This window comes from Pseudodesulfovibrio sp. JC047, from assembly GCF_010468615.1.
Taxonomy (GTDB): Bacteria; Desulfobacterota; Desulfovibrionia; order Desulfovibrionales; family Desulfovibrionaceae; genus Pseudodesulfovibrio.
In genome coordinates this window covers 1-24,435 of the sequence record NZ_WUEH01000007.1, presented here as the reverse complement: position 1 = coordinate 24,435, position 24,435 = coordinate 1, and the positions used below count along the sequence as shown (strand labels likewise).

Below are 24,435 nucleotides of genomic sequence, written 5' to 3'. Positions count from 1 at the left end.
TCATTCCCCCTAGAACTTGCCGAGAACGTTGACGAAGTTCAGGAATGTCTGCGGGTACAGACCCAAGAACACCGAGATGAATGCCGTGACACACAACGGGACGACCATCGTCATTGCTGGCTCACTGTACTGCCCGATATTAGCCTCCGGTTTGGGAGCCTTGAAAAAGGCACGATAGATGATAGGCACAAAATACCCGGCGTTGAGCGCCGTACTGAGCAGCAGTGCGACGAGTAACGGCCATTGATGCGCATCAAGCGTACCGTTGATCAAATACCATTTGGAGACAAATCCACACACGGGCGGCATACCTATCATTGAGATAGAAGCGATACCGAATGCGCCAAATGTCAGCGGCATTCTGCGTCCCAACCCATCCATGAGGCTGATCTTCTTCAGGCCAGCGGCAACAAAAATGGCACCGGCAGCCATAAAGAGTGTGATCTTGGAAAAGGCGTGGTGAGCGATGTGCATGACACCACCTTGAACCGCCGAATCCACCAACATGGTGACACCGATAACGACATAGGACAATTGAGCGACTGTCGAATAGGCCAACCGAGCCTTGATATCGTCTTTTGTCAGGGCGATAAATGAAGCCACCGTCAGGGTGAAGCCTGCAATATAGGCTGTTCCCAATCCGATGCTCAAATCACCGAGCCAGGTACCGGGAGCACCAACATAAATCTGACTCATGGTCAGCATGGCAGCGGTCTTGGTACCGAAAGCCGAAAGCACGATACGGCACACACAAAAGACACCGGCCTTAACAACGGCCACCGCGTGCAACAAGGCCGATACCGGAGTCGGTGCGACCATGGCTGAAGGAAGCCAGTTGTGGAACGGCATGAGCGCCGCCTTGCCAATACCGAAAATAAACAGCCAGTAGGTCAGGGCGACCAACCTGGGATGTTCGGCGATCACTTCCGCCGAGAACATGCCGTGTTGGATATCCCCAAGATTGAAGTCGAGATTTCCAACCAACACATAGGTCAAAATCATGGCCGGAAGCAGGAAGAGCTTGGACGTTCCCATCAAGTACACGATGTACTTTCGGGCACCGATCTTGGCTGCTTGGTCCTCGTGATGATACACAAGCGGGTAGGTGAACACAGTGATGACTTCGTAAAAAAGATACAAAGTAAAGACGTTGGCGGACAAAGCCACACCAACAGCACCAAAAATGGCCACAGCAAAACAGATATAATATCTGGTTTGCGCATGTTCATTCAGTCCCCGCATGTATCCAATGTTATAACTGGTGACTAAAAACCAGAGAAACGGCGCGATCAGAGCAAAAACCATGCTCAACCCATCGGCCGCAAACGCTATTGTTATACCGGGCATAATGGTGGTGACTTTGTAGTACAACACCTGTCCGCCCAGAACTTTCGGTGCCATCCACAGCACCGATCCGAATGTCAAAAACGCGCCAATGAAACTCATGGCCTCGCGCCTGTTTTCATCACCTCGACCGAGATAGATGAAAAGCGGCACAAGCAGAGTGATCACCACTGGCAGAAGAATTTGACTATATATAGTTACGCCTTCCATAGCTATTCCTTCAATGTAGTGATGTCACTGGTTCTGGCGGATTTGAATCGCCGTGCAACAACCACAATGATCGCAAGGACCAACGTGGCCTCGGCTGCGGCAAGCCCCATGATAAACAGGGTGCCGAGCTGCCCCAGAACAGCGCTGAATTCAGTCAGTTGCGCCGCTGCCACCATGGACAGCCCTGCGCCATTGAGCATGAGTTCCACCGAAATCAGCATACCAACGAGACTCCTGCGCTGCGTCAGACCAAACAGCCCGGCACACAGGAGTATCAATGCAACAAGTTGATAGAGGGTCAAAGCACTCATTTATTTTTTCCCCCTTTTTTCCCATGTCAAAAGGACTGCTCCAGACATTGCCACCATGAGAATGACCGAAATCAACTCAAAAGGCAGGAAGTAGGATTCGAGCAATCCGTGACCGAGGTCCTTGATGGCGACTTCTGTGGGAATGGCGATGGACTGTACAGGCCGAGTCATGACCAGCCAGCCAAGAATGGCCGCTGGAGTCATGGTTGCCGCCAAGCCATAGACATATGTCTTCATTGGCACTTTCCCGGCTTCATCACCGCCTAACTCCGCCCGGGTCAACATGACCGCGAAGAAGATCAGGACACTGACTGCACCGACATAGATAAGGAGTTGCATGAAGGCCATGAAGGGCGACGCCAGCAACAGATACATTCCAGCCACGCCAACCAGGGTGGTAATCAGTCCCACCAAGGCGCGAACCAGACTGCTGCTCGTGACGGCGACAATGGCCCCGCCCAAGATGATGAGCGTATAGACGCAAAACGCCACTTTTGCCATAATTTCCATATTACGCCTCCTTCTCTGCCGCGGCGGATTTCGCCTCGGTTTTGGGAGCCGGAGCGGATAATTCCGTGGCCTGCTCTTTGAGCCTGGCGAGAAGATCGATTTCCAACTCTTTACGAGAGGTCACGACCCAATACATGTTGTTGGAATACTGCAACGCCTTGGCCGGACAATTATCAATACATGTGCCACACAAGGAACACTTCGAATAATCATACGTAAACTTTAACGGATTTTTGGGAGCCTTCGGTTTGACAACCTTTTCACCGGCTTCCTTGGCAGCCGCCATGGCCGCCTCCTGCTCGGGCGTCGGCTTGGGAGCCTTTTGCTTGACGACTTTCAAACAATTGCTCGGGCAGTTGGTCACGCACATCATGCATGAAATGCATTTGGGCGTGGCCGGGTCCTTGGGCTTGCCGATCAACTCGACATGCCCCCCATATGTCCTCAAATTCTCGCTATCAATGACCTGGCGAGGATAGTGGACTGTCACCAAGGGCTTGCAAAAAAACTTGCCCGTGATTTTGAGTCCAACAATCAAACTCCAGCAATCGAGAATTGGCTGTATAACATTTTCTCTGAATTTACCCATAGTTACACCCTACAGCTTGATGATCAGCGCAGTGGCCAACAGATTGAATGTGGCCAACGGCAGCAACCATTTCCAGTTGATGTTCAGCAATTGATCGAACCGAACACGGGGGAAGGTCCACCGAGCCCAGATCATGACGAACAGCAAGCCGTATGTCTTGGCGAGCATCCACCACCATCCTTCAACTCCGGGGATAGGCCCGTGGAATCCGCCCAGAAACAGGACGGTACACAGGGAGCACATGACGACCATGTACCCATATTCAGCCATGAAGAAGAGGCCAAATCCCATGGAGGAGTATTCGGTGTGGAACCCGGCAGTGAGTTCGGACTCGGCTTCAGCCAAATCGAACGGAGCACGGTTGGTCTCACCAAACATCGCGATCAGGAAGACGAGAAACGCCAACGGTTGCTTCCAGATAAACCAATGTCCGATATGTCCGGCCTGCAAAGCGGTAATCTCTGTCAGGTTCAACGTTCCGGTCATGAAAGAAATGGTCAACACTGTCAGCAACAGCGGAATCTCATACGCAACGGTCTGCGACACGGCACGAGCTGCACCGAGAACGCCCCATTTGTTGTTGGATGCCCAACCAGCCAGAATAACGGCGAGGCCGTTAAAACTGGAAAAAGCCAGGATCAACAACAAACCGAGGTTGACTTCCATTCCAGTCAGCACGGGACCATAGGGAATGGGCATATACAGCAAAAGGACCGGAAGCATGGACAGAATCGGAGCCAGCCAATACAAGACTGGATCCGCGTTGTCTGGCCTCACGAGCTGTTTGCCCATCAATTTTACGCCATCTATAAGCGGCTGAAGAATACCATGCGGACCCACTTCAAACGGTCCGGGTCTGCGCTGAATATGGCCCGCGAATTTTCGTTCGCAGTACACCAATATCAGTGCGTTGAACGCCAGCCAGATCATGGCTCCGATCAAGGCAATAATCAGCGGTATCAGGTTCTGTAAGAATACGTTCATTGAATCCCCCCTACCTGTCTATTTCTGGAATAATCAGGTCCAGACTTCCCAAGATGGCAATTGCATCGGCCAGGATAGTTCCTGTTGCAGCCTCGGCAAACGCACTCAAATTGGAAAAGCCCGGTGCGCGCAATTTGACGCGATACGGGACCTTGGTTCCATCGGAAACAACATACACACCGATTTTACCACGACCACCTTCAACGGCGAAATACGCTTCACCCACAGGCGGTTTCATGGCCGGTTTCGGTGCTTTCTTGATGATGTGGCCGCCTTCGGCGGAATCCAACTGCTCAAGGGCCTGTTCGATAATACGCATGGATTGCTCCATCTCATCCAAACGGACATGATACCGTCCGGCCGAACAGGCTGAATCCTGCGTGGGGATATCGAAATCAAAACGATCGTATACGGAATACGGTTCGTCCTTACGCAGATCATACGGAATACCAGCACCACGAACCACAGGCCCTGTACAGCCATACCGGCGGCACATATCCTGGTCCATGATACCGACTCCCTCAATGCGCCTGCGCAAAATAAGGTTATCAGTGACGAGATCACGGTACATGGGCAGTCTTTCCCTGAAATGCGGAATAAACGCCTTGATCAACTCGATACACTTGTCGTCCATGTCCATTTGCACGCCGCCGACGCGGAAATTGGAATAGGTCAACCTGGAAGCCGTAGGCCTCTGCAGGATGTCCAATATCATTTCGCGATCTTCGAATGCGTACAGAATGGGAGTAAACGCTCCAAGGTCGAGGATGTAGGCACCCCACCACAACAAGTGGGAGGTCAAGCGGTTGAACTCGGTCATGATGACCCGCAGATATTCCGCTCTTTCCGGCACCTCAATGCCCATCAGTTTTTCGACTGCGCCCACGTAGGCCCAATTCCAGGCCATGGCGTGTCCGTAGTCAACGCGTCCCATGTTGGGGATGTAACCACCCCAGGTTTGGGTTTCGCCCATTTTCTCATGCATGCGGTGCAGGTAACCCAATACGGGTTCGGCACGAACGATGTATTCACCGTCCACTTCGACCACGACTCGTAACACACCATGCGTTGATGGATGCTGCGGGCCTAAATTGATGATCAAAGTTCCGTCCTGCTTCCCGGCCTCAAACTTCTGGGTATAGAAATCACCCTTCATTTGCTCTAAATTTTGGTAAGCCGACATACACTCTCAGTCCGGTTTTATATACCGACCGGTTGCCCCGGCCTACGCATCGGAGGCCTCCACGACCTCCGCTTCAGCAAACAACTCTTCCACGACCTTGGAACATGACACGATGTCCCCAAGCGTCAAAAGATCCTTGATGGACTTCCGCTTCTTGTCGGTCTTGACCAGTGGGTGAAAATCCACATCCTCAACCGTCATCAGAAGCGGAACAAAGTTGGGATTTCCGTCAAAGGTGATTCCGTGAAAATCACGGGTCTCCCGTTCATGCCATTCGGCCCCTTGAAAAACCGAAGCGATAGATGGCACGACTGCGTTGTCCCTGGGGACCAACACACGGAGAACAACACGTTCATCCACGGACCATCGATTGAAATGGTACAACACCAAAAATCCCTCTTGAACATCCAATGCAAAGATGTCTTCGAGAGAATACTCGGCGTCATACAACTTCTTGGCCGCTGTGACGATTTGGTTTGGATCGAGGAAAATCGACCAGACATGTCCGGTCGTGCCCTTGTCCTGCTTGGCGACACACTGCGTCGCCAAGCCTTCCAGGATTTGCAACATAATTACCCCTCCACCTCGGCAGCGACAGGCCACCAACGTTTACCAGTGATGAGTCGTTGCAACTCGAAGAACCCTTCAAGCAACCCTTCCGGCCGAGGAGGACATCCTGGAACGTACACATCAACGGGGATCAATGTATCCACGCCTTCAATGACGTTGTAGTTGTCCTTCATTTTGAACGGTCCTCCAGAAATGGCACAGTTGCCCATGGCGATGACCCACTTGGGTCCGGGCATCTGTTCATAAAGCCGAACGACAGCCGGTGCCAATTTTTTGGTGACGGTTCCTGCGACAATCATGACATCCGATTGACGAGGCGAAGGCCTGAAAACCTCAGCCCCAAAGCGGGCCATATCGAACCGGGCCATGCCAGCAGCCATCATTTCGATGGCGCAACACGCAAGTCCAAATGTCATGGGCCACAACGACATCGATCGACAGACGTCGAAGAGGTCTTGGGTCAGTTGAAGGTTGACGAGCGGCGGCTCCACATAATGGTTGCCCGTCGTTAAGAATTCCTTGGGAACTACCGAATCCTGCGCGGCCATGTAAACACCCCTTTCGCCCAAAAATAAATGACGGAAAGTATGAGGAAGAACAGGAAGATGAAGACCTTTACAAAAGGAACCCAGCCCTCGGCATCTGCATACGCCGTGGAAACCGGAAACAAGTAAAGAACATCTACGTCGAAAGCGAGGAAGATCAATGCATACACATAATACGAGACCCCCCACCTCGCCCACGAGCTACCGTAAGGGACCATGCCACATTCATATGGCATCCCGATGTCCCCGCCCCGCGCCTTGGGAGCAAACAGTACTGCAAGAAGTAAAGGCCCGAGGGCAAAAACAAGCCCACCGAGCAAAAATAGAACGATTGCAAAATGCAGCCAGTCGAAAACCATACCCCATCCTTTGGCTTTAAATTTGCGAAAACCTTGAAACAAACAATTTTCAATGGTTACCGGGTTCCATGCCTCTAAAAAAGAGCTAAGTCAAGCACATTGCTCTTTTTTTCTCGAAAGACCAACCGACATAGTGGAAAATTAATAACGGGGCAATTCTGGCATAAAAAAAGGGGGAATACGGGTTTTCGCAGGGGCCAAAAAAAGACGATAAAACCCAAAAAAAGACACGCAAAAAAAAACAAAAAAAAGGTCCTGTTCACACAAGACCATCAGAAAAAACGCATTTTTCACCGTGCACAACGGGAAAATTTCACGGGTATATTTCGGTACAATGAAGACTCGTCTCATTGTGCCTCAAATGAGGATTTCCTCCCGAAAGAATACTCGAAAGTAAACCGTTTGACACTGGACTCGTCGCAAAAAGAAAGAAAACAAGTCTATGGTGCTATGGCATTTCAAACGACGCCACAAACGTCCCGTATTTTTCGTTCTCTTTTTTGGCACCATACATTGCGGCATCCGCTCGACTGATGAGTGACACGCAATCCTTGCCATCATCCGGGTAAAAACTCATGCCAATGGTAGCTCCGATCAGGATATCCTCCCCCGACAGGGAAAAAGGCCGGTTCATTTCATCGAGCAAGCTGCGGGTCATGGCAACGGCTCCTACCTCATCAACAGCACCTGTGATAAGGATGCCGAATTCATCACCACCCAAACGAGCCAAGGTATCAGACTCACGAATCCGGCTTTCCAACCGTTGTGCGACCAGGCGCAACAGATCGTCCCCCATCTGATGCCCAAACGTATCATTCACTTTTTTGAATTCATTCAAATCCACAAACAGCACGGCCACTTTCTGATCGTATCGTTTAGCCAGAGCCAATGCATGTTCCAGCCGGTCAAAAAACTTGTGACGATTGGCGATGCCGGTCAAACTGTCCACAGTAGCCAACCGTTTTAGTTCCAATTCGTTGGTTTTCTTATCCGTGATATCCTCTATAATTCCTTCGACAAAGGGAGCCATATTCTCCTGGTACACCACCCGGGAACTTTCAGAACACCAAATAATATTCCCGTCTTTCTGACGGGCCTGGAATTCGAATCCAGACACGGCCCCATGTTTTTCAAGTGCCGCTTCATACAGCCTTCGCTCATCGGGATTCACCATCAAAGCCCCATGCAGTCCGGTTTTCCCGACAAGTTCTTCAGCGTTGATATATCCCAATATGCGCGCAAACGCCGGATTGACTTCCAGATATTCCCCATCCATCGTGCATTGGAAAAGCCCCTCGACCACCCGCTCAAAAATGGAGCGATATTTCTCTTCGGCCTGTTGCAAGGCCGTCACTGTTTTCCGGTGCAGTTCCACGGCTTCTTCCAACAAGACTTTTTGTTCGTGCATTTTGAGAAAAGCCTGCACCTTGCTTGTCAGAATCTGCATATCAACAGGACGAAACAAATAATCCACGGCTCCTGTTTCATACCCTTGCCGCACATTATCTTCATCCTGGAATATGGCCGTGATGAAGATGATCGGCACATGCCGTCCATGTTTGACGTCTTTTATCTTGGCTGCGGTTTCATACCCGTTCATACCCGGCATCTGGATATCCAACAAAATCAGGGCGACCTCGTGCTCCTTGACCAGTGAAACGGCTTCCATTCCACTCTCTGCCTTGAGGACTTCGCACCCCACATCCCGCAACATATGCGCAAGCAACGCCAAATTCGTCTGAGAATCATCGACAATCAGCACTTTCTGCACGATAGAACTCATGGGAATACCTATGCCTTTTCTCCTGAATCACTGTCTATTCTCTGCAACCGGACACATCCTTCCTGAACGACTTCGGCTTTCAAAACAAAATCAAACCTGTCCAAATCCATACACAGGTCAAAGTCCGATTCAGGCGCATCAAGTCGTTCTTCATCAAAAAACTTACGAGAACTATCCACATCCGCCAAAAACTTTTTCAGAGTTTTAAAACTGTTAGGATACGCTTCCAGTTCATTCTTGATATACATGGCGCACATCATGTCTTCCTGCGCCCGCATGGTTCCACCTGTTCCCATGGCCACCAAGGTCACGATTTCCGGTTCTCTGCGGCGAATATGCTTCACGACTGCCGCCGCATTGACAAAAGAACCAGTCAGCACCTCGTCCCCCTGAGCACAGGCCAAAACAATCCCCCGCGTTCCCGCGTTGGTCGAGTGAACAAGCGTTTCCGCCTCAAGGTTCAGATTCTCAAACAGGGTCGGCGAATTGCCATAATCAAATTCCCTGACAGGCACATCAACCCGTTCTCCGACCACCTTGCCATTCCGCGCAGCAGCAATTTCGCGCGCCAATTCAAGACGCTCAGTTGCCAGATATTCCCGGGCACCATTATTCACGATGAAACAGCCGACCGTGCTCGATCGGAAGACGTCAATAACAACAATCAATCCCTTGGCCCGTTTCATTCCACTGAGACACTCAACAACCTGTACTTTCATTATCGCTACCTGCCATACGGCTTTATTCAAAATTCTGTATTCACGCACGTTCTCCGAACTTCCCCCAACTGTTTGCACCATTCAACTTTTTTTTCAACAACAAACACCATCCTTCACAGGAAAAACACGGGTGCCCATTGACGAATGGTACGCGCCATTGTATTCCTCGGGCCATGAAGAAAAAACGTGTGCTTGTTACCGGAGGCTCTGGATTTCTCGGCTCGCATCTCTGCGAACGACTGCTCGAAATGGGGCATGAAGTGCTCTGTTTGGACAATTTTTTCACCGGCAACAAGGGCAACATTCTTCATCTGATCGACAACCCGTATTTCGAAATCATTCGGCACGACGTCACCTTTCCGCTCTATGTCGAAGTTGACGAAATCTACAATCTCGCGTGTCCGGCCTCCCCCATTCACTATCAATTCGATCCGGTACAGACCACCAAGACCAGCGTTCACGGTGCCATCAACATGCTCGGGCTGGCGAAACGAATCAAAGCCAAAATTTTCCAAGCCTCGACCAGCGAAGTCTACGGCGATCCCAAAATACATCCGCAACCCGAAAGCTACTGGGGTAACGTCAACCCCAACGGAGTCCGGTCCTGCTATGACGAAGGCAAGCGTTGTGCCGAAACCCTTTTCTTCGACTACAACCGGCAACATGGGCTTCGAATCAAGGTCGGCCGCATCTTCAATACATACGGCCCTCGAATGGCCATGAACGATGGGCGCGTTGTCTCCAATTTTATCATCCAGGCCCTGCGCAACGAGAACATCACGGTCTACGGCGACGGCGCACAAACCCGCAGTTTCTGCTATGTTGACGATCTCATCGAAGGCATGATCCGATTCATGAACGAAACGCCCGACACCTTCACCGGTCCCATGAATCTGGGAAACCCCGTTGAGTTCACCATCCTTCAACTCGCTGAAACAATTATCACAATGACACACTCGTCATCCCGTATCGAATTCGATCCCCTGCCCATGGATGACCCGATGCAGCGATGCCCAGACATTCAACTCGCACAAAAAGCCATCGACTGGGCACCACAGACGACCCTCGAAAACGGACTCGAAAAAACCATTCATTATTTCAAGCCCCGCCTCAAAGCATTAAAATAACCCCCTACCGGGGTCACCTTCGGTGAGACCAGGACGCTGTCCTGGACCTGCCAAAGGCCCCTTTGAAAAGGGGCCTTTGGACTCCCCGAAACTTTTTGTCGCTCGCTTCGCTCGAAGCTGTCGGCAGCGTGAGTTCGTGCGGCTCTTGGGAGGACGTTGTAAAAAATTGCATTTTTTACAGACTTTTTTGAAGAATTTTGAAAAATACATCTTCTGCAAGGGGCTCTTGAGTCTGTAACTCTCCCCCTCTTCTTTCTTATTTCTTTACCCATCCCCTCTTTCATATCCCTCCTCCTTCTTCAATCCCACTCAATGAATGTCGTGAAGCCTCGCCGAAGGCGCGACAAAAAGTTCTGGAAGGGAGTCCAGAGGGGAACCTCTTTCAAGAGGTTCCCCTCTGGCCGCCGGAGGCATCCCACATCCCATACCCCAGACGACAGCCGTGCCATCACGCGGACGTACACATCTGCCGAAGGCACATAAAAAGTTTAGGAAAAGAGAGAGATAGGGGGTCTGGGGGAAAGGGAGAGAAAAAGCCCTTTTCTAAGGGTTTGTCTCTCCCTTTCCCCCAGTCGCCGAAGGCATTCACACCACATTCAACGAGAGATCGAGTCCTCTATCATTTCGATGTAGGGTTCCAAACCGGACACGACATCCTGTGGCCATTCGAGCGGGCCAGGCCGTTCTTCTTTGGCGACACGTTGAACGAGCTTGGCCATGGCGGGCACATCTGCCGGATCAGGAAAAATCCATTTTTCGGGAAGGAAATAGGCACTGCCATTCAGACGACTGGACAACGCCCGACATCCGCAGGCCATGGCTTCGAGCACGGCATTTGAACAGGCATCATAAAACGTGGCGAGAATGAAAATATCTGCGGCACGGTAAAAGGCAGGCATGTCATCCACCCGTCCCAGAAAACGAACCCGATGGTCCACACCAAGCGCCTTGGCTTGCCGAATGTACTTGTCTGGCTTGCGTCCACCAGCGACATGCAAAACGTATTTTTCAGGCAATAAAGCCAACATGGCAATGAGATGTCTAATTCCTTTCAAAGCAAAATTGGTGGCTGCTGTGGCAATGACGATTTGCCCGTCCTTGATTCCCGATGCAGCACGCAAACGAATCCGCCCCTGCTCGCCGATGGGAGAAAAACGGGATAAGTCGGGGCGATTGTAAATAATATCGATATCGTTTGAGTTCAAATGAGGATGCGCTTCAACGATCCACTCCCGAACCAGATGGGACACAGCCACAATACGCGGTGTTTTACGCATACGCGCCTTGTCGAGACAGTGGATGGCCCAGTTGGCCGGAGCACATCGGCGACGCAACATCTTGAATGACCGGGCAAATCCTTTGGGCCAAGCGTGTTGAGAAAGCTCCCAGAACTTGGATTGCGGCCCACCACCAATCCGCAGAATATCCTGATGCACGGTTTTGCCCATACCAAAGACCAGATCATATGCGCCTTTGCGCCGCGCTTTTTCGGAGGCATAGGCAAACCACAGGACCTTGATAAACCGAAACCCACCAAAACGGCCAAGAACAACGGGATTGACGCCTTCGGGAGGTTCGCCATCACAGCGTGCGCAAATGAAATCAACGTGATGCCCGCGTGCCGCCAAGGCTTCACTTAATCGCCAGGCAAAGGCTTCCGCGCCGCCATAGCGACTCAATTTCGGCATTGTCACAGCCAATCGGGCTGGAGTGAAAGATGGTGTCATAAAAATATGTGTCCGATTTTTAGGGGGTTTGCTCTCCCGCACGATTGCCCCGTGGGATAAAGCAGGCTATACAATCAAAAACGCAACGGGAGCATCATGTTTTTTTCAACTCTACCTTTTGATCTGCATCTTTTTCTTCTCATTAATCAGCAATGGCGACTCGAAATTCTTGACGTCCTCATGCCTATTTTCTCGTCCATGGCCGTTCTTTTGATCCTTCTGGGGATAGCCATTGTCTTTGCCTTATTCAAGGGCGGCAAAAAACACGGCATCTATTTCATCATTCTTTTCGTGGCCATGGGGATGGCTGATTTTTCAACAAAAATCATTAAAGCTGATGTTTCACGAGTCCGGCCACTCAATGCCATTGCCGGTACCAACTTTGTCGAAGACGGCGCATGGCAGACCCGCCCGGCCAATTTCATTCAGACCAAGGAACGAGGGACATCGTACCCGTCCGCCCATTGCGCCAATACCATGAGCCTGGCGCTGTTGGCCATGCTGCTCTGGCCAGCATTGAAAAAATGGCCACTCTTGCTTCCGCTCGTGGTCGGCTATTCCCGGGTCTATCTAGGAAAACATTACCCCACCGACGTCATGGCTGGCTGGCTCACAGGAGTGGTCGTTGCCGGTCTGGTCTGGCTCGTCTGGGAATCGATCCACCGACGATATTTTCAGTCTCACATTGGTTAGGAATCGGATTCAACCAACGACTTGGCTTCTTTCCGGTACCGATTGTACACACGAATTCCCAACCATCCGGACACCACGAAAAGTACAATACTCATTCCCACAGACACAGCCACGCCCATGGTGGATTCCCGATTCATTCCCGCTCCGAACAACGCAAAGATGAAATTTTGGGGGATATAGCCCAAAGTGGACCCCAGAATAAAGGGAATAAGCGGAATGGAACTGATACCGGCGGCCAGATTGGTCACCAGATTGCTGCCCAAAGGGAAAAGTCGAATCGCCAAAGCGGTATTGAACGGCTCGTGTTGCAGGAAACGGTTCACCTTTTCAGTCCGATGCCCCAACTTTCGTTGCACGAGTTCTCGTCCGCCCATCCGGGCGTACACTGCGGCAATCGCACATCCCAAGCCAGATCCAATCGTCGCGAGCAGTGTCCCGGTCATCACGCCAAAAGCAAATCCCCCAAGAAAGCCAACAAGCTGTCGGGGGAGACCCACCGCAGTAAAAGCGGCTCCGACTCCGAGAAAAATCACAATAGAAAGCGGTCCTGTCCCGAGGATATGTTCGTTGAACCACTGGGTATTGGACAGCATATCTCCCAACCCGATGGCCCGGGAAAGATACACGGCCACGCCGAGTCCAGCCAGCATGACGAGGCCTTTTGCCAAGGATTTCATGCTTTTCATCGTTGTTTTATGAATTTCTTTGGTCATAACCTTGCCGTTGAAGCAGATAAAAAAGGATCAACACACACCCTTGTCCAAGACAGAACACGGGATCACGCTGTACAACACCATACACCAAGCCAGCCACGCCTGACACCAGCAATACCATCAGGCTCGGACGACCAAACGGGGAAACAACGCGTCGCTGAATCCGTCGCCATAAAAGAAAAACGAAAAAAGCCCCCTGTACCAAAACAACGAGGGCCAAAAGCCACCAATAGGCGGGCAGTTGCATCGATTACTTCTTCTCTTTGACGGTGTACTCAATATGTCGATTGATAAGCCACTTGACGCCGATGAGATCGTAAATTCCGGCCATTGCGCGGTCCAGAGTACCATATTTAGAAACTCCGGTCGCCCGTTCCCGATGGTTGACCTTCACTTCCTTGATCCGCGCACCCTGCATTTTCATAAGGATAGGGAAATACCGATGCATATTCTTGAACCGAGGCAAGGAGCGAAGCAAATCGGTACGCATAACCTTGAGAGAACAGCCGGTGTCGTGCACACCGTCATCCATGAGTCCATCCCGAATCGCATTGGCGATCTTGGAGGAAATACGTTTGATAAACGTATCTTTCCGCTTGGCCCGCCAGCCGATGACCATTTCACACTCGCTCCCAAAAACAGCCAGCATGTCGGGAATATCAGCGGGATCATTCTGGAGATCTGCGTCCATGGTCACAACGATATCAGACTCAGCGGCATCAAATCCCGCGCAAAACGCAGCGGACTGCCCTCGATTCTCAGCAAAGGCCACATACCGGACTTCGGAATATTCATCAGCCAACCCACGAATGATGGAAAGGCTGTTGTCTGTACTGCAATCATCAACAAAAACCGCTTCCCAGGGCCGTCCAGTCGCATCAGCTGCCGACCGGATTTCCGCAAAAAGGGATTGCAAGTTATCCTGCTCATTGAAAACCGGCAGGACAACCGAAAATTTTTCTGTATTGTTCATAGGGTGATGATGTACGGAATTCGCCGCCGGTTGTAAACTTTTTGCTGTGTTTTTCATGATTAAAAGGCCGATTCGCCTTGTCCTCCCCTTTTTTTCATATTTTGCAGGAATAGATGTTGACAAAACCACTGCACACTCCTAGAACGTCTTTCTCACATGTCGCGGGGTGGAGCAGTATGGTAGCTCGTCGGGCTCATAACCCGAAGGTCATTGGTTCAAATCCTTTCCCCGCTACCAAAGATATCAAATGGTTACATCGGCAAACGGTGTAACCATTTTTTATTTTTATATGTTGACAAACAATCTCGATCAACCTAGAACGTCTTTCTCACGTGTCGCGGGGTGGAGCAGTATGGTAGCTCGTCGGGCTCATAACCCGAAGGTCATTGGTTCAAATCCTTTCCCCGCTACCAAAGAAATCAAACGGTTACATCGAACAGATGTGACCGTTTTTCTTTTTAATGTGTTGACAAAAGATCTTGATCAACCTAGAACGTCTTTCTCACGTGTCGCGGGGTGGAGCAGTACGGTAGCTCGTCGGGCTCATAACCCGAAGGTCGTAGGTTCAAATCCTGCCCCCGCTACCAAGGATACTCAGCGGTTTCATCGAAAAGGTGAAACCGCTTTTCTTTTGGGCACATCAAAAAACGACCACGCGCCATCAGGCAATCGAAATGGTCCCCCACTCACTTTTGAACGGTTTGTAAAAAACGAACAAGCGTCCGACAAATCACCTGATCGTATTTACGTTCGTTGGTGACAAGATCAGCGGCGGCATTGATCGGTGGAATACTTGGCCTATAGGCGCACTCCGTGATCATGGCGCAATACGAATCCGCAACGGCCGCAATCCGTCCCAACTGGCCGATCCGTTCGCCCTTCAATTTCCCGGGATACCCTGTTCCATTGAGTCGTTCGTGATGCTGAATCACCGGTTCAAAAACTTCGCCCTGTGTCACATGCAATTTTTTCAAAAGCTCGACACCTGCGTTCGGATGTTCCCGCATGGTCCGTTTTTCCGATGTCGAAAACTGCTGAGATTTCCCTAACATCAGGGGTGATAAATGTGACATTCCAATGTCATAAACCAAAAAACCCAACGCAACTCTTTCCAAAGTGCCTCGCGACAAACGCCCTTTATTCAATTCAACATAAATTGCCAAAGCAATGATCGAGGCATTGATCCTGCGCCGCTCTGCGCACAGGTCCGCATGAACATCCTTGACCAAACGGGCTATACGGCGTGGACTTTGAAGCAAATAGTCGCACAAGGATTCAATGGCCTGTTTAAGATCCTCAAGATAGGTTCCCAAATGATGGGCGTACAAAGCGGCCTGTCGGCGGTCCAACTCGCAAATGAACAGTCCGGCTTTTTCATCCCAGGTCAAATTCGGATCATTGAGTGCGGTTTCAAGATTGCAGGCCAGACATTCCGAATATTGGGAAATCTGATGACGAGAAAAAAAAAGTAATCCATTTTTACTCAAATCTCGTATTTTTGCCCGTAAATGCCGATCAACACTGCGCCCGACAACATAGACGGGAGACAACACCCGGATATCTTCTTTCCAATGAAAAAGATTCACAGGGTATTCCTGATACGGAAAACAATCCAGAATCTCCGGGTCAATCTGGTTGTATTCTTCGGTGCTTATGCCTTCCGAGCAATCAACTTCCATGACGCCCAGTACATTTTCCTTCAGTGCCATATCCCTTGACCAACTCCAGGATCACCACCCGTAACAATGTTCCATGGCAGACAAGCCCCAATGTTCACTCTGTACAAAAACGAAGGCCCTACCAACTTTGTCCAGACACATACCCAGCAAAAAAAAAACCGAACAAAGAATACACCATAACGTATCATGTTGCCAAGAAAATCAATCACCCTAAATGCCAAATGACATATATTCCATTCAGCGATGCAAAAAAAGGTCCAACCAGCAGGCTGAACCTCATACGACACAATCCATCATGAAACTAGGAGTACTCAGGCGAATCAATAATATGTTGCACGCACTCATTCACGGCATCATACCCGTCCGCGAGTGAACCCAGCGGCATCTCATGATTAATCGGCACAGTCACTGCGCCCACCAAACTGGCCGAACCGACATCATCGCAACCTATTACCATCTCCTCACCTGAAAAAAGTTGCTCAGGCGTCAGTATTTCCAACGACGACGAAATGTCCTCTCCCGCATCGGGGGCCAAAAGCGGCTCAAGCCACTCGTCCGGAGACAGGATATCCGCACCACTGGCCCCGCTCGCATCATCCAAATTTCCCCCAGCAGCGGTTTCCACAGCTTGCTCTTCTCCATTAAAAGCAAAAAGATAGATATCGCCCGGGACTTCCTCTCCGCCCTTCAGCTCAAACGCGGGAAGCGCGTCTGCCTGGGCCAGAGATAAATAGTCCTTGATGACGACCGTCCCTCCTTGATCTCCAGTGAAAATCAGGTCAGTCCCATCGCAAGAAAAAACCACTTCGGTGACATAGAAATTCAATTTGACGGGAATGTCAGAAGTCATTTGATACTCGACAACTTCCCCTGCACGAGGCAATGAAATTTCGAGAGCTGATTGAGAACCACTTACATCCGCCATACCATCCTCCTCAAACGAATGTCGGGACACATAAAACAGACATATACAAGTCTGTTTGAACATATCCGATTTCAATATTTTTCGTCAATAGCAAAAAACGCATTGATATCAAAGGTTACGTTGTGAAAAAAATGTTCTTTTAAAACGAATATTCCCAGCATCATTGAAGGCAAAAAGTCGCTATTAAACGTCAACAAACAGCATACTATCAAATTTATCCACATTGACTTGTTTATAACATTTTTTCACTTTTCATTTCACAAAGGAACTTTTTTCGTCATAAAACTGACAATCTCTTGATTTCAATGCAAAAATAAAACCAAAAAAGATTGCTCAATACGTCTTTCGGATTTGCCTTTGCCCCTGTTGAAACATACTATGGATTTTTTCTTCAACCATTGTGGGACATACAGACGCATGACGACATTCAATGACTCGATGACAGGCTCGATTGATTTTTCTGTCCGGTGGGAGCACAACGACACGCTTCACGAAGAACGATTCCTCGGTCAAGAAATCAATCCCGTTCATGACATTTTTCCGCGTGGCTTTCGTGAAGCACTAGAAGGGAAAAAGGTTGGGGACTCGGTAACACAGACCTATCCGCCTCAAATGCTTTCCCCCCGACACTCGGACGACCTGGTCCAAACATACGATCTGGATCGGCTGCGCTCCCGGACCGTCCTCGGCGAGGTCATCATCCCCCGAGTCGGACGATTTTATCCGCAGGGATACATCGACGGGCTTCCCGAAAGATCTCCCGACACCCTCACCCCATTTCGCATGACAGCCCTCGACGAAACAACGTTTACCGCTGACCATAATCATCCGCTCGCGAACTTCCCAGTAACCATCACCGCCACAGTTCACCACTTGGAAACACGCACATCTCAGACAGACGAATCCCCCACCGATTGGGTGAAAGTCCTCTGCGATTGCGGACCGGGAATGCAGACACCACTCGCCGATGAACCGACCGATTTTTTCCATCCGGCTTTCTTTAACCGGCTCAATACTGACCACACCCCATTCGTTCCGCCCGTGCTTGACAGTGTCGCTCAAAAGAACCTCGAAGCCGCCTACGTCCCCTTTATCTCAACAGAAATGCGTGTCCTCGACTTCTCCATGGGAACTGAACGGCCTCACGGGAAATACGATGCAGCACGCTGTGTCTGTTCCATCGAGTACATGGACCGGCCAGTCGATATCATTCGCTATATCAGCCATTTTCTCACCCCCGGAGCACCCGTTCTCATCGCTTTTTCCAACCGATTCGACGCCAACAACACGATTCAAGGCTGGACCGAATTGCACGAATTCGAACGCATGGGATTGGTTTTGGAATATCTACGATACACCAAGCTCGACGCCAATGCCGGAACCCTTTCCATACGAAACAACGAGAAAGGTCAAAACGACCCAATCTACCTCGTCTACGGACACAAGGCATTATAAATATTCGGGAATGCCTTCGGCGACCAGAGGGGAACCTCTTGGAAGAGGTTCCCCTCTGGACTCCCTTCCAGAACTTTTTAGCGCGCCTTCGGCGAGGTCCCACGACATTGATTAAGTTGGATTGAAGAAGAAGTGTGAAGAAAGAAGGGGTAATTAAAAAATCAAGAAATCCTTGCAAAAAATATTTCTTTTAAGACTTTTCAAAAAAGTCTGTAAAAAATGTATTTTTTTACAACGTTCCTCCAAAAATCGCAAAAACAAATGCTGCCGACAGCTTCGAGCGAAGCGAGCGATAAAAAGTTTCGGGGAGTCCAGAGGCCCCTTTTCAAAGGGGCCTCTGGCAGGTCCAGGACAGCGTCCTGGTCTCGCTGAAGGCGGCCCCCGGCAGGGCTGGTAGGACTGATATAAAAAACGCTCCACGGGCGGGATGCCTGTGGAGCGTTACTGATGGTTATTGAATGAAGAGCTTAGTCATCTAGTTGGATATCTTTGCCTTCGAGGACGCGATTCATATTTCTCACAGCGCACATTTTGCCACACATGGAACAGGAATCTTCGTGTTCGGGCTTGGAGGCTTCGCGGAATTCGCGAGGACGAACCGGGTCCATGGCCAAATTGAACATGGCTTCCCAATCGAGATCGGCACGGGCCTTGGACATCTTGTCATCCCAATCACGGGCATTGGGATATCCTTTGGCGATGTCGGCAGCATGGGCGGCAAGACGGGTTGCGATGATGCCTTCCTTCATGTCTTCGAGGGTCGGCAACCGCAAATGTTCACCCGGGGTGACATAACACAGGAAATCGGCTCCAGACATACCGGCAATAGCACCACCAATGGCGGAGGTGATGTGGTCGTAACCGGGCGCGACATCGGTCACGATGGGACCGAGCACATAGAAAGGCGCGCCGTGACACAACCGTTTTTCCATCATCATGTTTCCGGCGATCTCGCCCATGGCCATGTGCCCAGGACCTTCGATCATGACCTGAACATTACGCTCCCAGGCGCGTTTGGTCAGCTCACCCAACGTGATAAGCTCCTCGACCTGACAGGCATCCGTGGAGTCACGCAGACACCCGGGACGGCAGCCGTCACCAAGACTCAGCGTCACGTCATACTCTTCGCAGATGTCGAGCAACCGATCGAAATGCTCGTAAAAAGGATTCTCGGCATTGTTGATTTCCATCCAGGAGAACAACAGGGAGCCGCCACGTGAAACGATATTTGTCAACCGCTTCGCATTCTTGACCTTTTCAGCAGTGTGCTTGTTGAGTCCACAATGGATGGTCAAGAAATCAACACCATCTTCGACATGGCGTTTCACCACATCAAAAAATTCATCCACCGTGATGTCCTGCAAATTTTTGTCGTAAAAACCAACCGCATCATAGATGGGGACGGTTCCGACCATGGCAGGAGACATCTTGACCAATTTCTGACGGAATTCCTGCGTCTTGCCGTAACAGGACAAATCCATGATGGCCTCGGCCTTCAGATCCAAAGCGGCCTGAACTTTTTCCAGCTCAGGATCTACTTCTTTGCAATCCTTTGAAATTCCGAGGTTGACGTTGACCTTGATACGCATTCCTTCGCCAACGGCTTCGGCATCGAGGCTGGTGTGATTCTTGTTGGCAGGAATAATGACAGTTCCTCGGGCCATGCGCTCCATGAGATCTTCGATACGGATATTCTCTTTGCGAGCGACGGTTTCCATCTGGGGAGTGACGATGCCTTTTCGGGCAGCGTCCATCTGCGTGGTATAAGATGCCATACTTACTCCTTGGCGGCTTCGATTTCATGACGAAGCGCGTTGACTTTTTCGTTGATGTTTTCTTGACCGACTATTTCGGTCACGAGAGCAACGCACGATGCGCCGCGCCGTATCACTTCACCGATGTTATGTTCTTTGATGCCGCCGATGGCGACGAAAGGGATGTCCACATGGTTGACGACATAGTCCAGATACTCAAACCCGACGGGATCAACCACGTCGTCCTTGGTATAGGTCTTGAAGATCGGGCCGACACCGAGATAGTCCGCGCCACGACGCACAGCATCACGAGCCTGCTCCGGGGTGTGGGTGGACAGGCCAATGGCCATGTCGTCACCAACAAGTTGTCGAACCACTTCCAAAGGAAGATCTTCTTGGCCAATGTGTACACCATCAGCACCGACCAATATGGCCAGCTCAATATCGTCATTCACGATAAATGCGGCACCAGCCTCACGAGTCATTGCCCGAATGGCCTGACATTCTTCGTATTTGGCACCCATCTTCTTTTCTTTTTCACGGTATTGGACCAGTTTGATACCACTGTCCAACATGTCCCGCACAACCTCGATATTCGACCGTCCCAACGAGAATTTCTCGCCAGTCAAACAGTAAATATCCGTTTCGAGTATAGTCTTTCGCGAAATGGTCCAACCCATCATTTTTCTCCTTCTGTTGCAAAACGATCCAGGAAATATCTGAGCACGACATCAGCCTGCTTGGCGGCGGCAATACCAACCCGCGGCGACATCGGTGGCGTCTCATCCGAACATTCGGTTTCACCGTCCCCGATAAGATACAACGAGTCGCTGACCTTGCGCGTTATGATGGCGTCGCTTTTGCCGAATCCCCCCATGCCCGAAACAGCCACCACAAGTTTTTTACTGGGCAACATGGTTTCCACAAGGGCTTTTTTAGCGGTTGGATCGTCAAAAGCCTCGACAATCACATGACATGGAGCAAAAAGTTCAGCCATATCAGCGCCATTCACTTTGCCAATGTACAAATCCAATTCGAGATCAGGATTCACCGCGTGCATGTTGGCAGCCAAGGCATCCACCTTATTCGCGCCAACCTGTTCAAGAGTGAACGCCTGCCGATTCAGGTTGGATGGTTCGATGCGATCAAAATCAACCAAAACGAACCGCCTGAACCCGGATCGCACCAAATGCATGGCGCAATTCGAACCAAGTCCTCCAGCACCGGCAATCCCTACGGAGACCGTTTGCAGATATCGCAAACGGTCTTCGCCCAAGTAGGAAGCTATGCCCTGCTCAGTCAGATTCATGCATGAACCTTGGTATCGAGCTTAATCGGTTCCCAATCCTTGTAGACTGGTTGGTATCCGCACCGATTCAACATTTCACACACCTCGGGCACACTGCGGGAATCAGCAATTTCAAACTGTCCCACATGTTCATTTTCCTGAGTGTGACCGCCGACAGCCGTGCTCACGCCCGCAGAAATCTTGGTGACACCCAAAGGCAGAATTTTCTCCCGAAATTCCGGAGATTCACGCGTTGAAACAGTGATTCCGAGCCGGGGAAGGAACAAACGCAATGCAAGCATGTACTGCACGAGGTCCTTGTCTTCAGCGATGCTGACAGGCTCGTACTCTCCGGCATGAGGACGCATACGCGGCGGTGAAACAGAGATGTCTACCTCGGGATACTTGTGCATGAGATAGGCTGCGTGCAGTCCGGTGAAAAAGGCGTCACGATGCCAATCTCCCAGGCCAAGCAACGCACCGATAGTCACGACACGCATTCCGGCCAAGCACCCTCTTTCAGGAGCATCCAACCGATAGCGATAGTCTTTTTTCGGTCCCTTGGGATGCAGGGTGGCGTACAATTCTTCATTATACGTCTCCTGAAACATGGTCAGTCCATCGGCACCGGCAGCCACCATACGGACGTATTCATCCTCATCCATGGCAAAAACTTCGATGGAAACGGACGGAAAATATTTCCTCAAAACATTCAAACTATCTTCAAGGAAATCAACCCCGGCCTTGGCAGGAGCCTCTCCCGTTAAGATCAGCAGATGTTTCAGTCCCGTTGCGGCAATGGCCTTGCCTTCGACATCCAGTTCTTCCATGGTCAACTGCTCACGAGGAATCTTGTTCTTGCAGTTGAATCCACAATACACACAGTGGTTGGTGCAGAAATTGGACAGATACAACGGAGTGAACAACTGAATCGCCTTGCCGAAATTCTGTTCGGTCAATCGATTCGCCTTTTGCGCCATCTCTTCGAGAAGAGGGACGGCAGCGGGACTCATAAAATTAATGAAATCGTCCACATCCGCCGTCATCTTGTTCAACGACCGACGGACATCATCCTCGGTCACAGCCGCGAATTTCTCAGTCAGGGGAACAGAGGCATACTCTGTCATCACAGGATAGAAACTCATTTTATTCACCATCCAAAAAGCCCGTCAGGGGAGACGATGCAGCCGCAAGCTTCCTGGTGGCACCGGGACCGGACAAATAGGCTTCACGACCAGCCTTGACCGCTTGACCAAAGGCACGAGCCATCATGACAGGGTCAGAGGCCGTGGCTATCGCCGTATTGACAAGACACGCATCCGCGCCCATTTCCATGGCTTCACACGCTTCGGAAGGACGACCAATACCAGCATCAACAACAATGGGAATATCAATTTCCTCGATCAGAATACGGAGCATTTCCCGGGTCTTGAGACCTCGGTTCGTGCCGATGGGTGCGCCCAATGGCATCACTGCAGCAGCACCGGCGTTGACCACGCTCTGCGCCACATACAGATCAGCATTGATGTATGGAAAAACCACAAAGCCTTCCTTGGTCAGGATTTCCGTGGCCTTGGCAGTTTCATATCCGTCGGGCAACAGATACTTGTTGTCGGAAATGACCTCGATCTTGATCCAGTCTCCACAGCCCGTGGCCCGAGCCAACCGGGCAATACGAACCGCTTCTTCAGCGGTACGGGCACCTGAAGTATTGGGCAGAAGATGCATGGTTTTCGGGATGCAATCCATAACATTTCCTGTCGAGGATTCCATGTCAACCCGCCGCAGGGCAACGGTGATAACCTCTGCCCCGGACGCCTTGCACACATCAGGAATAATCGCGTCATTCCCATATTTTCCCGTGCCAGTGAACAGCCGGCTGTTCAACGTCACGCCGCCAATTTCAAATATATCTTCACACATAATTTTCTCCTAGCCTCCACCCACAAACCGGAGGACCTCCAAATGGTCTCCGTCATTGAGTGAAGTGGTCCCGAAGTTTTCACCGGGCACGATGTCACCATTCCGCTCTACCACGACAACTTGCGGCGAAATATCTTTGCTTTCGAGCAGAGCGAGGATCGTCATCCCCTCCGTCACATTCTCTTCTTTGCCATTCAGAACGACAATCATGAGCATCTCCTTTGGATTCCCGGTCACAAAAAAAAACGCTTACCCCTGTAAGGGCAAGCGCGGTCTGACGGAATATCAGTTGCAACCAGCTTCCCTACGGCGGAATTATCCGCATCAGGTTCGAAGGGTAGGATCACATATCCATCTCAGCCCCGTACAGAGGCTCCCCTAGCTGCAAAGACCGTATGTCAATTGTCCCCTTCTGTAAACCCTTTGCCATAAAAAAACACCGCACGATACACACCTAAAGTTATCTGGCATATTCACCGATAAATCTTCTATGAGTCCATTCAATACGGGGGAAATACTTCATGTTTTCAACCATGGTACAAGCCACAGGATTCAAGCGCGTACTGGACCTGTGCACTCAGGGGAACATCGATGAAGCGGCGGTGCTTCTGAAAAAACTTCAAGCGGAATTTCTGACTATCTGTGAAGAAAATGCCGCTCTCAAAAAACAGCTTTCCGAAGTCGCAGACATTCTGGACCTTGCCGAAAAAGTTCATTTCGATGGGCAAAAATACTGGCTCACGGACGATGGTGAAACAAAAGGCCCATTTTGTCAGGTCTGTTATGATCGAGACGGTCTGCTGATTCACCTCCACAAATATAAAAATCATTGGGAGTGCCAAAGCTGTCACGGGCTCTTCATGATTTCACGAGAATCGCAACAGGTCGTGTCCTCAAAGCCGCCCTTGCGAACGACACTCAAAAAAACGCTCCCCCTTTTCTTTGAGCAAAAGCGGGTCTAGCTGTCACAAAAAATACCATGTCGGCACTCCAAGGCTTAATCTGGTAACAGTACCAGTAAAAGTGAAGCTCAAAGGAGGCCGACATGGCTAGGATTAAAATATCATCAGT

General features: G+C 50.5%; 26 protein-coding genes, 3 tRNA genes and 1 riboswitch. Of the genes, 7 read left to right on the top strand and 22 right to left on the bottom strand.

Translation table 11 applies throughout. The features are described 5' to 3' along the window. Positions 1-9: 9 nt before the first annotated feature. From GO013_RS06035 to GO013_RS05985, 11 genes are all read right to left on the bottom strand, one after another. Entirely contained in the window at positions 10-1,554 is a 1,545-nt protein-coding gene (locus tag GO013_RS06035) for a monovalent cation/H+ antiporter subunit D family protein (protein ID WP_163809206.1), read from the bottom strand. A gap of 2 nt (positions 1,555-1,556) precedes the next feature. After that, positions 1,557-1,865 (bottom strand): NADH-quinone oxidoreductase subunit NuoK, encoded by a 309-nt coding sequence (gene nuoK / locus GO013_RS06030; protein ID WP_163809204.1) that lies wholly within the window; start codon positions 1,863-1,865, stop codon positions 1,557-1,559. Beyond that, positions 1,866-2,375: an NADH-quinone oxidoreductase subunit J gene (locus GO013_RS06025; RefSeq protein ID WP_163809201.1), complete on the bottom strand. Its 510-nt coding sequence runs from the start codon at positions 2,373-2,375 to the stop codon at positions 1,866-1,868. A gap of 1 nt (position 2,376) precedes the next feature. Beyond that, a complete protein-coding gene (locus GO013_RS06020) occupies positions 2,377-2,964 on the bottom strand; it encodes a 4Fe-4S binding protein (RefSeq protein WP_163809199.1) in 588 nt (195 codons plus the stop codon). A gap of 9 nt (positions 2,965-2,973) precedes the next feature. Beyond that, positions 2,974-3,948 carry an NADH-quinone oxidoreductase subunit NuoH gene (nuoH, locus tag GO013_RS06015; protein ID WP_163809197.1) on the bottom strand — a complete coding sequence of 325 codons (975 nt, stop codon included), beginning with the start codon at positions 3,946-3,948 and terminating at the stop codon, positions 2,974-2,976. Between the two features lie 10 nt (positions 3,949-3,958). Continuing rightward, the gene (locus GO013_RS06010) at positions 3,959-5,131 is read right to left on the bottom strand and encodes an NADH-quinone oxidoreductase subunit D (protein ID WP_163809196.1); all 1,173 of its coding nucleotides are present in this window, start codon (positions 5,129-5,131) and stop codon (positions 3,959-3,961) included. A 42-nt stretch (positions 5,132-5,173) separates the two neighbouring features. Then, on the bottom strand, positions 5,174-5,701 hold the full coding sequence (locus tag GO013_RS06005; RefSeq protein WP_163809195.1) for an NADH-quinone oxidoreductase subunit C: 528 nt from the start codon (positions 5,699-5,701) through the stop codon (positions 5,174-5,176). Positions 5,702-5,703: 2 nt separating this feature from the next. After that, positions 5,704-6,249: an NADH-quinone oxidoreductase subunit B gene (locus tag GO013_RS06000; RefSeq protein ID WP_163809193.1), complete on the bottom strand. Its 546-nt coding sequence runs from the start codon at positions 6,247-6,249 to the stop codon at positions 5,704-5,706. Continuing rightward, positions 6,228-6,605, bottom strand: a complete 378-nt coding sequence (locus GO013_RS05995) for an NADH-quinone oxidoreductase subunit A (protein ID WP_163809191.1) — start codon at positions 6,603-6,605, stop codon at positions 6,228-6,230. Before GO013_RS05995 ends, GO013_RS06000 begins: the two co-directional genes overlap by 22 nt. Before the next feature lie 448 nt (positions 6,606-7,053). Then, complete coding sequence (locus GO013_RS05990; RefSeq protein ID WP_163809189.1) at positions 7,054-8,388, bottom strand: diguanylate cyclase; 1,335 nt, start codon at positions 8,386-8,388, stop codon at positions 7,054-7,056. An 8-nt stretch (positions 8,389-8,396) separates the two neighbouring features. Continuing rightward, a complete protein-coding gene (locus tag GO013_RS05985; RefSeq protein ID WP_163809183.1) occupies positions 8,397-9,107 on the bottom strand; it encodes a 2-phosphosulfolactate phosphatase in 711 nt (236 codons plus the stop codon). Positions 9,108-9,280: 173 nt separating this feature from the next. Here GO013_RS05985 and GO013_RS05980 point away from each other — a divergent pair, with 173 nt between their 5' ends. Beyond that, positions 9,281-10,234 carry a UDP-glucuronic acid decarboxylase family protein gene (locus tag GO013_RS05980; RefSeq protein ID WP_163809181.1) on the top strand — a complete coding sequence of 318 codons (954 nt, stop codon included), beginning with the start codon at positions 9,281-9,283 and terminating at the stop codon, positions 10,232-10,234. Between the two features lie 596 nt (positions 10,235-10,830). Here GO013_RS05980 and GO013_RS05975 read toward each other — a convergent pair. Continuing rightward, the gene (locus tag GO013_RS05975; protein ID WP_163809179.1) at positions 10,831-11,961 is read right to left on the bottom strand and encodes a glycosyltransferase family 4 protein; all 1,131 of its coding nucleotides are present in this window, start codon (positions 11,959-11,961) and stop codon (positions 10,831-10,833) included. Between the two features lie 96 nt (positions 11,962-12,057). On the opposite strand from GO013_RS05975, the gene GO013_RS05970 reads away from it, so the two are divergent. Then, the gene (locus GO013_RS05970; protein WP_163809178.1) at positions 12,058-12,654 is read left to right on the top strand and encodes a phosphatase PAP2 family protein; all 597 of its coding nucleotides are present in this window, start codon (positions 12,058-12,060) and stop codon (positions 12,652-12,654) included. Here the strand turns inward: GO013_RS05970 and GO013_RS05965 are convergent. Together GO013_RS05965 and GO013_RS05960 are read right to left on the bottom strand one after the other, a co-directional pair. Next, positions 12,651-13,367: a VTT domain-containing protein gene (locus tag GO013_RS05965; RefSeq protein ID WP_163809177.1), complete on the bottom strand. Its 717-nt coding sequence runs from the start codon at positions 13,365-13,367 to the stop codon at positions 12,651-12,653. The genes GO013_RS05970 and GO013_RS05965 overlap by 4 nt on opposite strands. A gap of 250 nt (positions 13,368-13,617) precedes the next feature. Next, positions 13,618-14,340 (bottom strand): glycosyltransferase family 2 protein, encoded by a 723-nt coding sequence (locus GO013_RS05960; RefSeq protein WP_163809176.1) that lies wholly within the window; start codon positions 14,338-14,340, stop codon positions 13,618-13,620. Positions 14,341-14,500: 160 nt separating this feature from the next. On the opposite strand from GO013_RS05960, the gene GO013_RS05955 reads away from it, so the two are divergent. From GO013_RS05955 to GO013_RS05945, 3 genes are all read left to right on the top strand, one after another. After that, positions 14,501-14,577 (top strand) — tRNA-Met (locus GO013_RS05955). Positions 14,578-14,676: 99 nt separating this feature from the next. After that, a tRNA-Met gene (locus tag GO013_RS05950) sits at positions 14,677-14,753 on the top strand. 97 nt (positions 14,754-14,850) lie between these two features. Further along, a tRNA-Met gene (locus GO013_RS05945) sits at positions 14,851-14,927 on the top strand. A 99-nt stretch (positions 14,928-15,026) separates the two neighbouring features. On the opposite strand, the gene GO013_RS05940 is transcribed toward GO013_RS05945, so the two are convergent. Together GO013_RS05940 and GO013_RS05935 are read right to left on the bottom strand one after the other, a co-directional pair. Beyond that, the gene (locus tag GO013_RS05940; protein WP_163809174.1) at positions 15,027-16,049 is read right to left on the bottom strand and encodes an HD domain-containing phosphohydrolase; all 1,023 of its coding nucleotides are present in this window, start codon (positions 16,047-16,049) and stop codon (positions 15,027-15,029) included. A 271-nt stretch (positions 16,050-16,320) separates the two neighbouring features. Continuing rightward, the gene (locus GO013_RS05935) at positions 16,321-16,944 is read right to left on the bottom strand and encodes a hypothetical protein (RefSeq protein WP_163809173.1); all 624 of its coding nucleotides are present in this window, start codon (positions 16,942-16,944) and stop codon (positions 16,321-16,323) included. A 417-nt stretch (positions 16,945-17,361) separates the two neighbouring features. On the opposite strand from GO013_RS05935, the gene GO013_RS05930 reads away from it, so the two are divergent. After that, complete coding sequence (locus tag GO013_RS05930; RefSeq protein ID WP_163809172.1) at positions 17,362-18,399, top strand: hypothetical protein; 1,038 nt, start codon at positions 17,362-17,364, stop codon at positions 18,397-18,399. Between the two features lie 467 nt (positions 18,400-18,866). Here the strand turns inward: GO013_RS05930 and thiC are convergent, their stop codons facing one another. Genes thiC through thiS form a run of 6 tightly spaced genes read right to left on the bottom strand, consistent with a single transcriptional unit; the run spans position 18,867 to position 23,574 of the window. Next, positions 18,867-20,174 (bottom strand): phosphomethylpyrimidine synthase ThiC, encoded by a 1,308-nt coding sequence (thiC, locus tag GO013_RS05925; RefSeq protein ID WP_163809171.1) that lies wholly within the window; start codon positions 20,172-20,174, stop codon positions 18,867-18,869. 2 nt (positions 20,175-20,176) lie between these two features. Further along, positions 20,177-20,833 carry a thiamine phosphate synthase gene (gene thiE / locus GO013_RS05920; RefSeq protein ID WP_203529417.1) on the bottom strand — a complete coding sequence of 219 codons (657 nt, stop codon included), beginning with the start codon at positions 20,831-20,833 and terminating at the stop codon, positions 20,177-20,179. Next, positions 20,833-21,462, bottom strand: coding sequence for a sulfur carrier protein ThiS adenylyltransferase ThiF (gene thiF, locus GO013_RS05915; protein WP_163809170.1), 630 nt, complete (start codon positions 21,460-21,462; stop codon positions 20,833-20,835). The genes thiE and thiF overlap by 1 nt, the downstream gene beginning before the upstream one ends. Further along, complete coding sequence (gene thiH, locus GO013_RS05910) at positions 21,459-22,586, bottom strand: 2-iminoacetate synthase ThiH (protein WP_163809169.1); 1,128 nt, start codon at positions 22,584-22,586, stop codon at positions 21,459-21,461. The genes thiF and thiH overlap by 4 nt, the downstream gene beginning before the upstream one ends. A gap of 1 nt (position 22,587) precedes the next feature. After that, positions 22,588-23,364 (bottom strand): thiazole synthase, encoded by a 777-nt coding sequence (locus GO013_RS05905; protein ID WP_163809168.1) that lies wholly within the window; start codon positions 23,362-23,364, stop codon positions 22,588-22,590. A gap of 9 nt (positions 23,365-23,373) precedes the next feature. Then, a complete protein-coding gene (thiS, locus tag GO013_RS05900; RefSeq protein WP_163809166.1) occupies positions 23,374-23,574 on the bottom strand; it encodes a sulfur carrier protein ThiS in 201 nt (66 codons plus the stop codon). Positions 23,575-23,648: 74 nt separating this feature from the next. After that, positions 23,649-23,754: riboswitch (TPP riboswitch) on the bottom strand. A gap of 131 nt (positions 23,755-23,885) precedes the next feature. Here thiS and GO013_RS05895 point away from each other — a divergent pair. Continuing rightward, on the top strand, positions 23,886-24,326 hold the full coding sequence (locus GO013_RS05895) for a hypothetical protein (protein ID WP_163809165.1): 441 nt from the start codon (positions 23,886-23,888) through the stop codon (positions 24,324-24,326). The last annotated feature ends 109 nt before the right edge of the window (positions 24,327-24,435 follow it).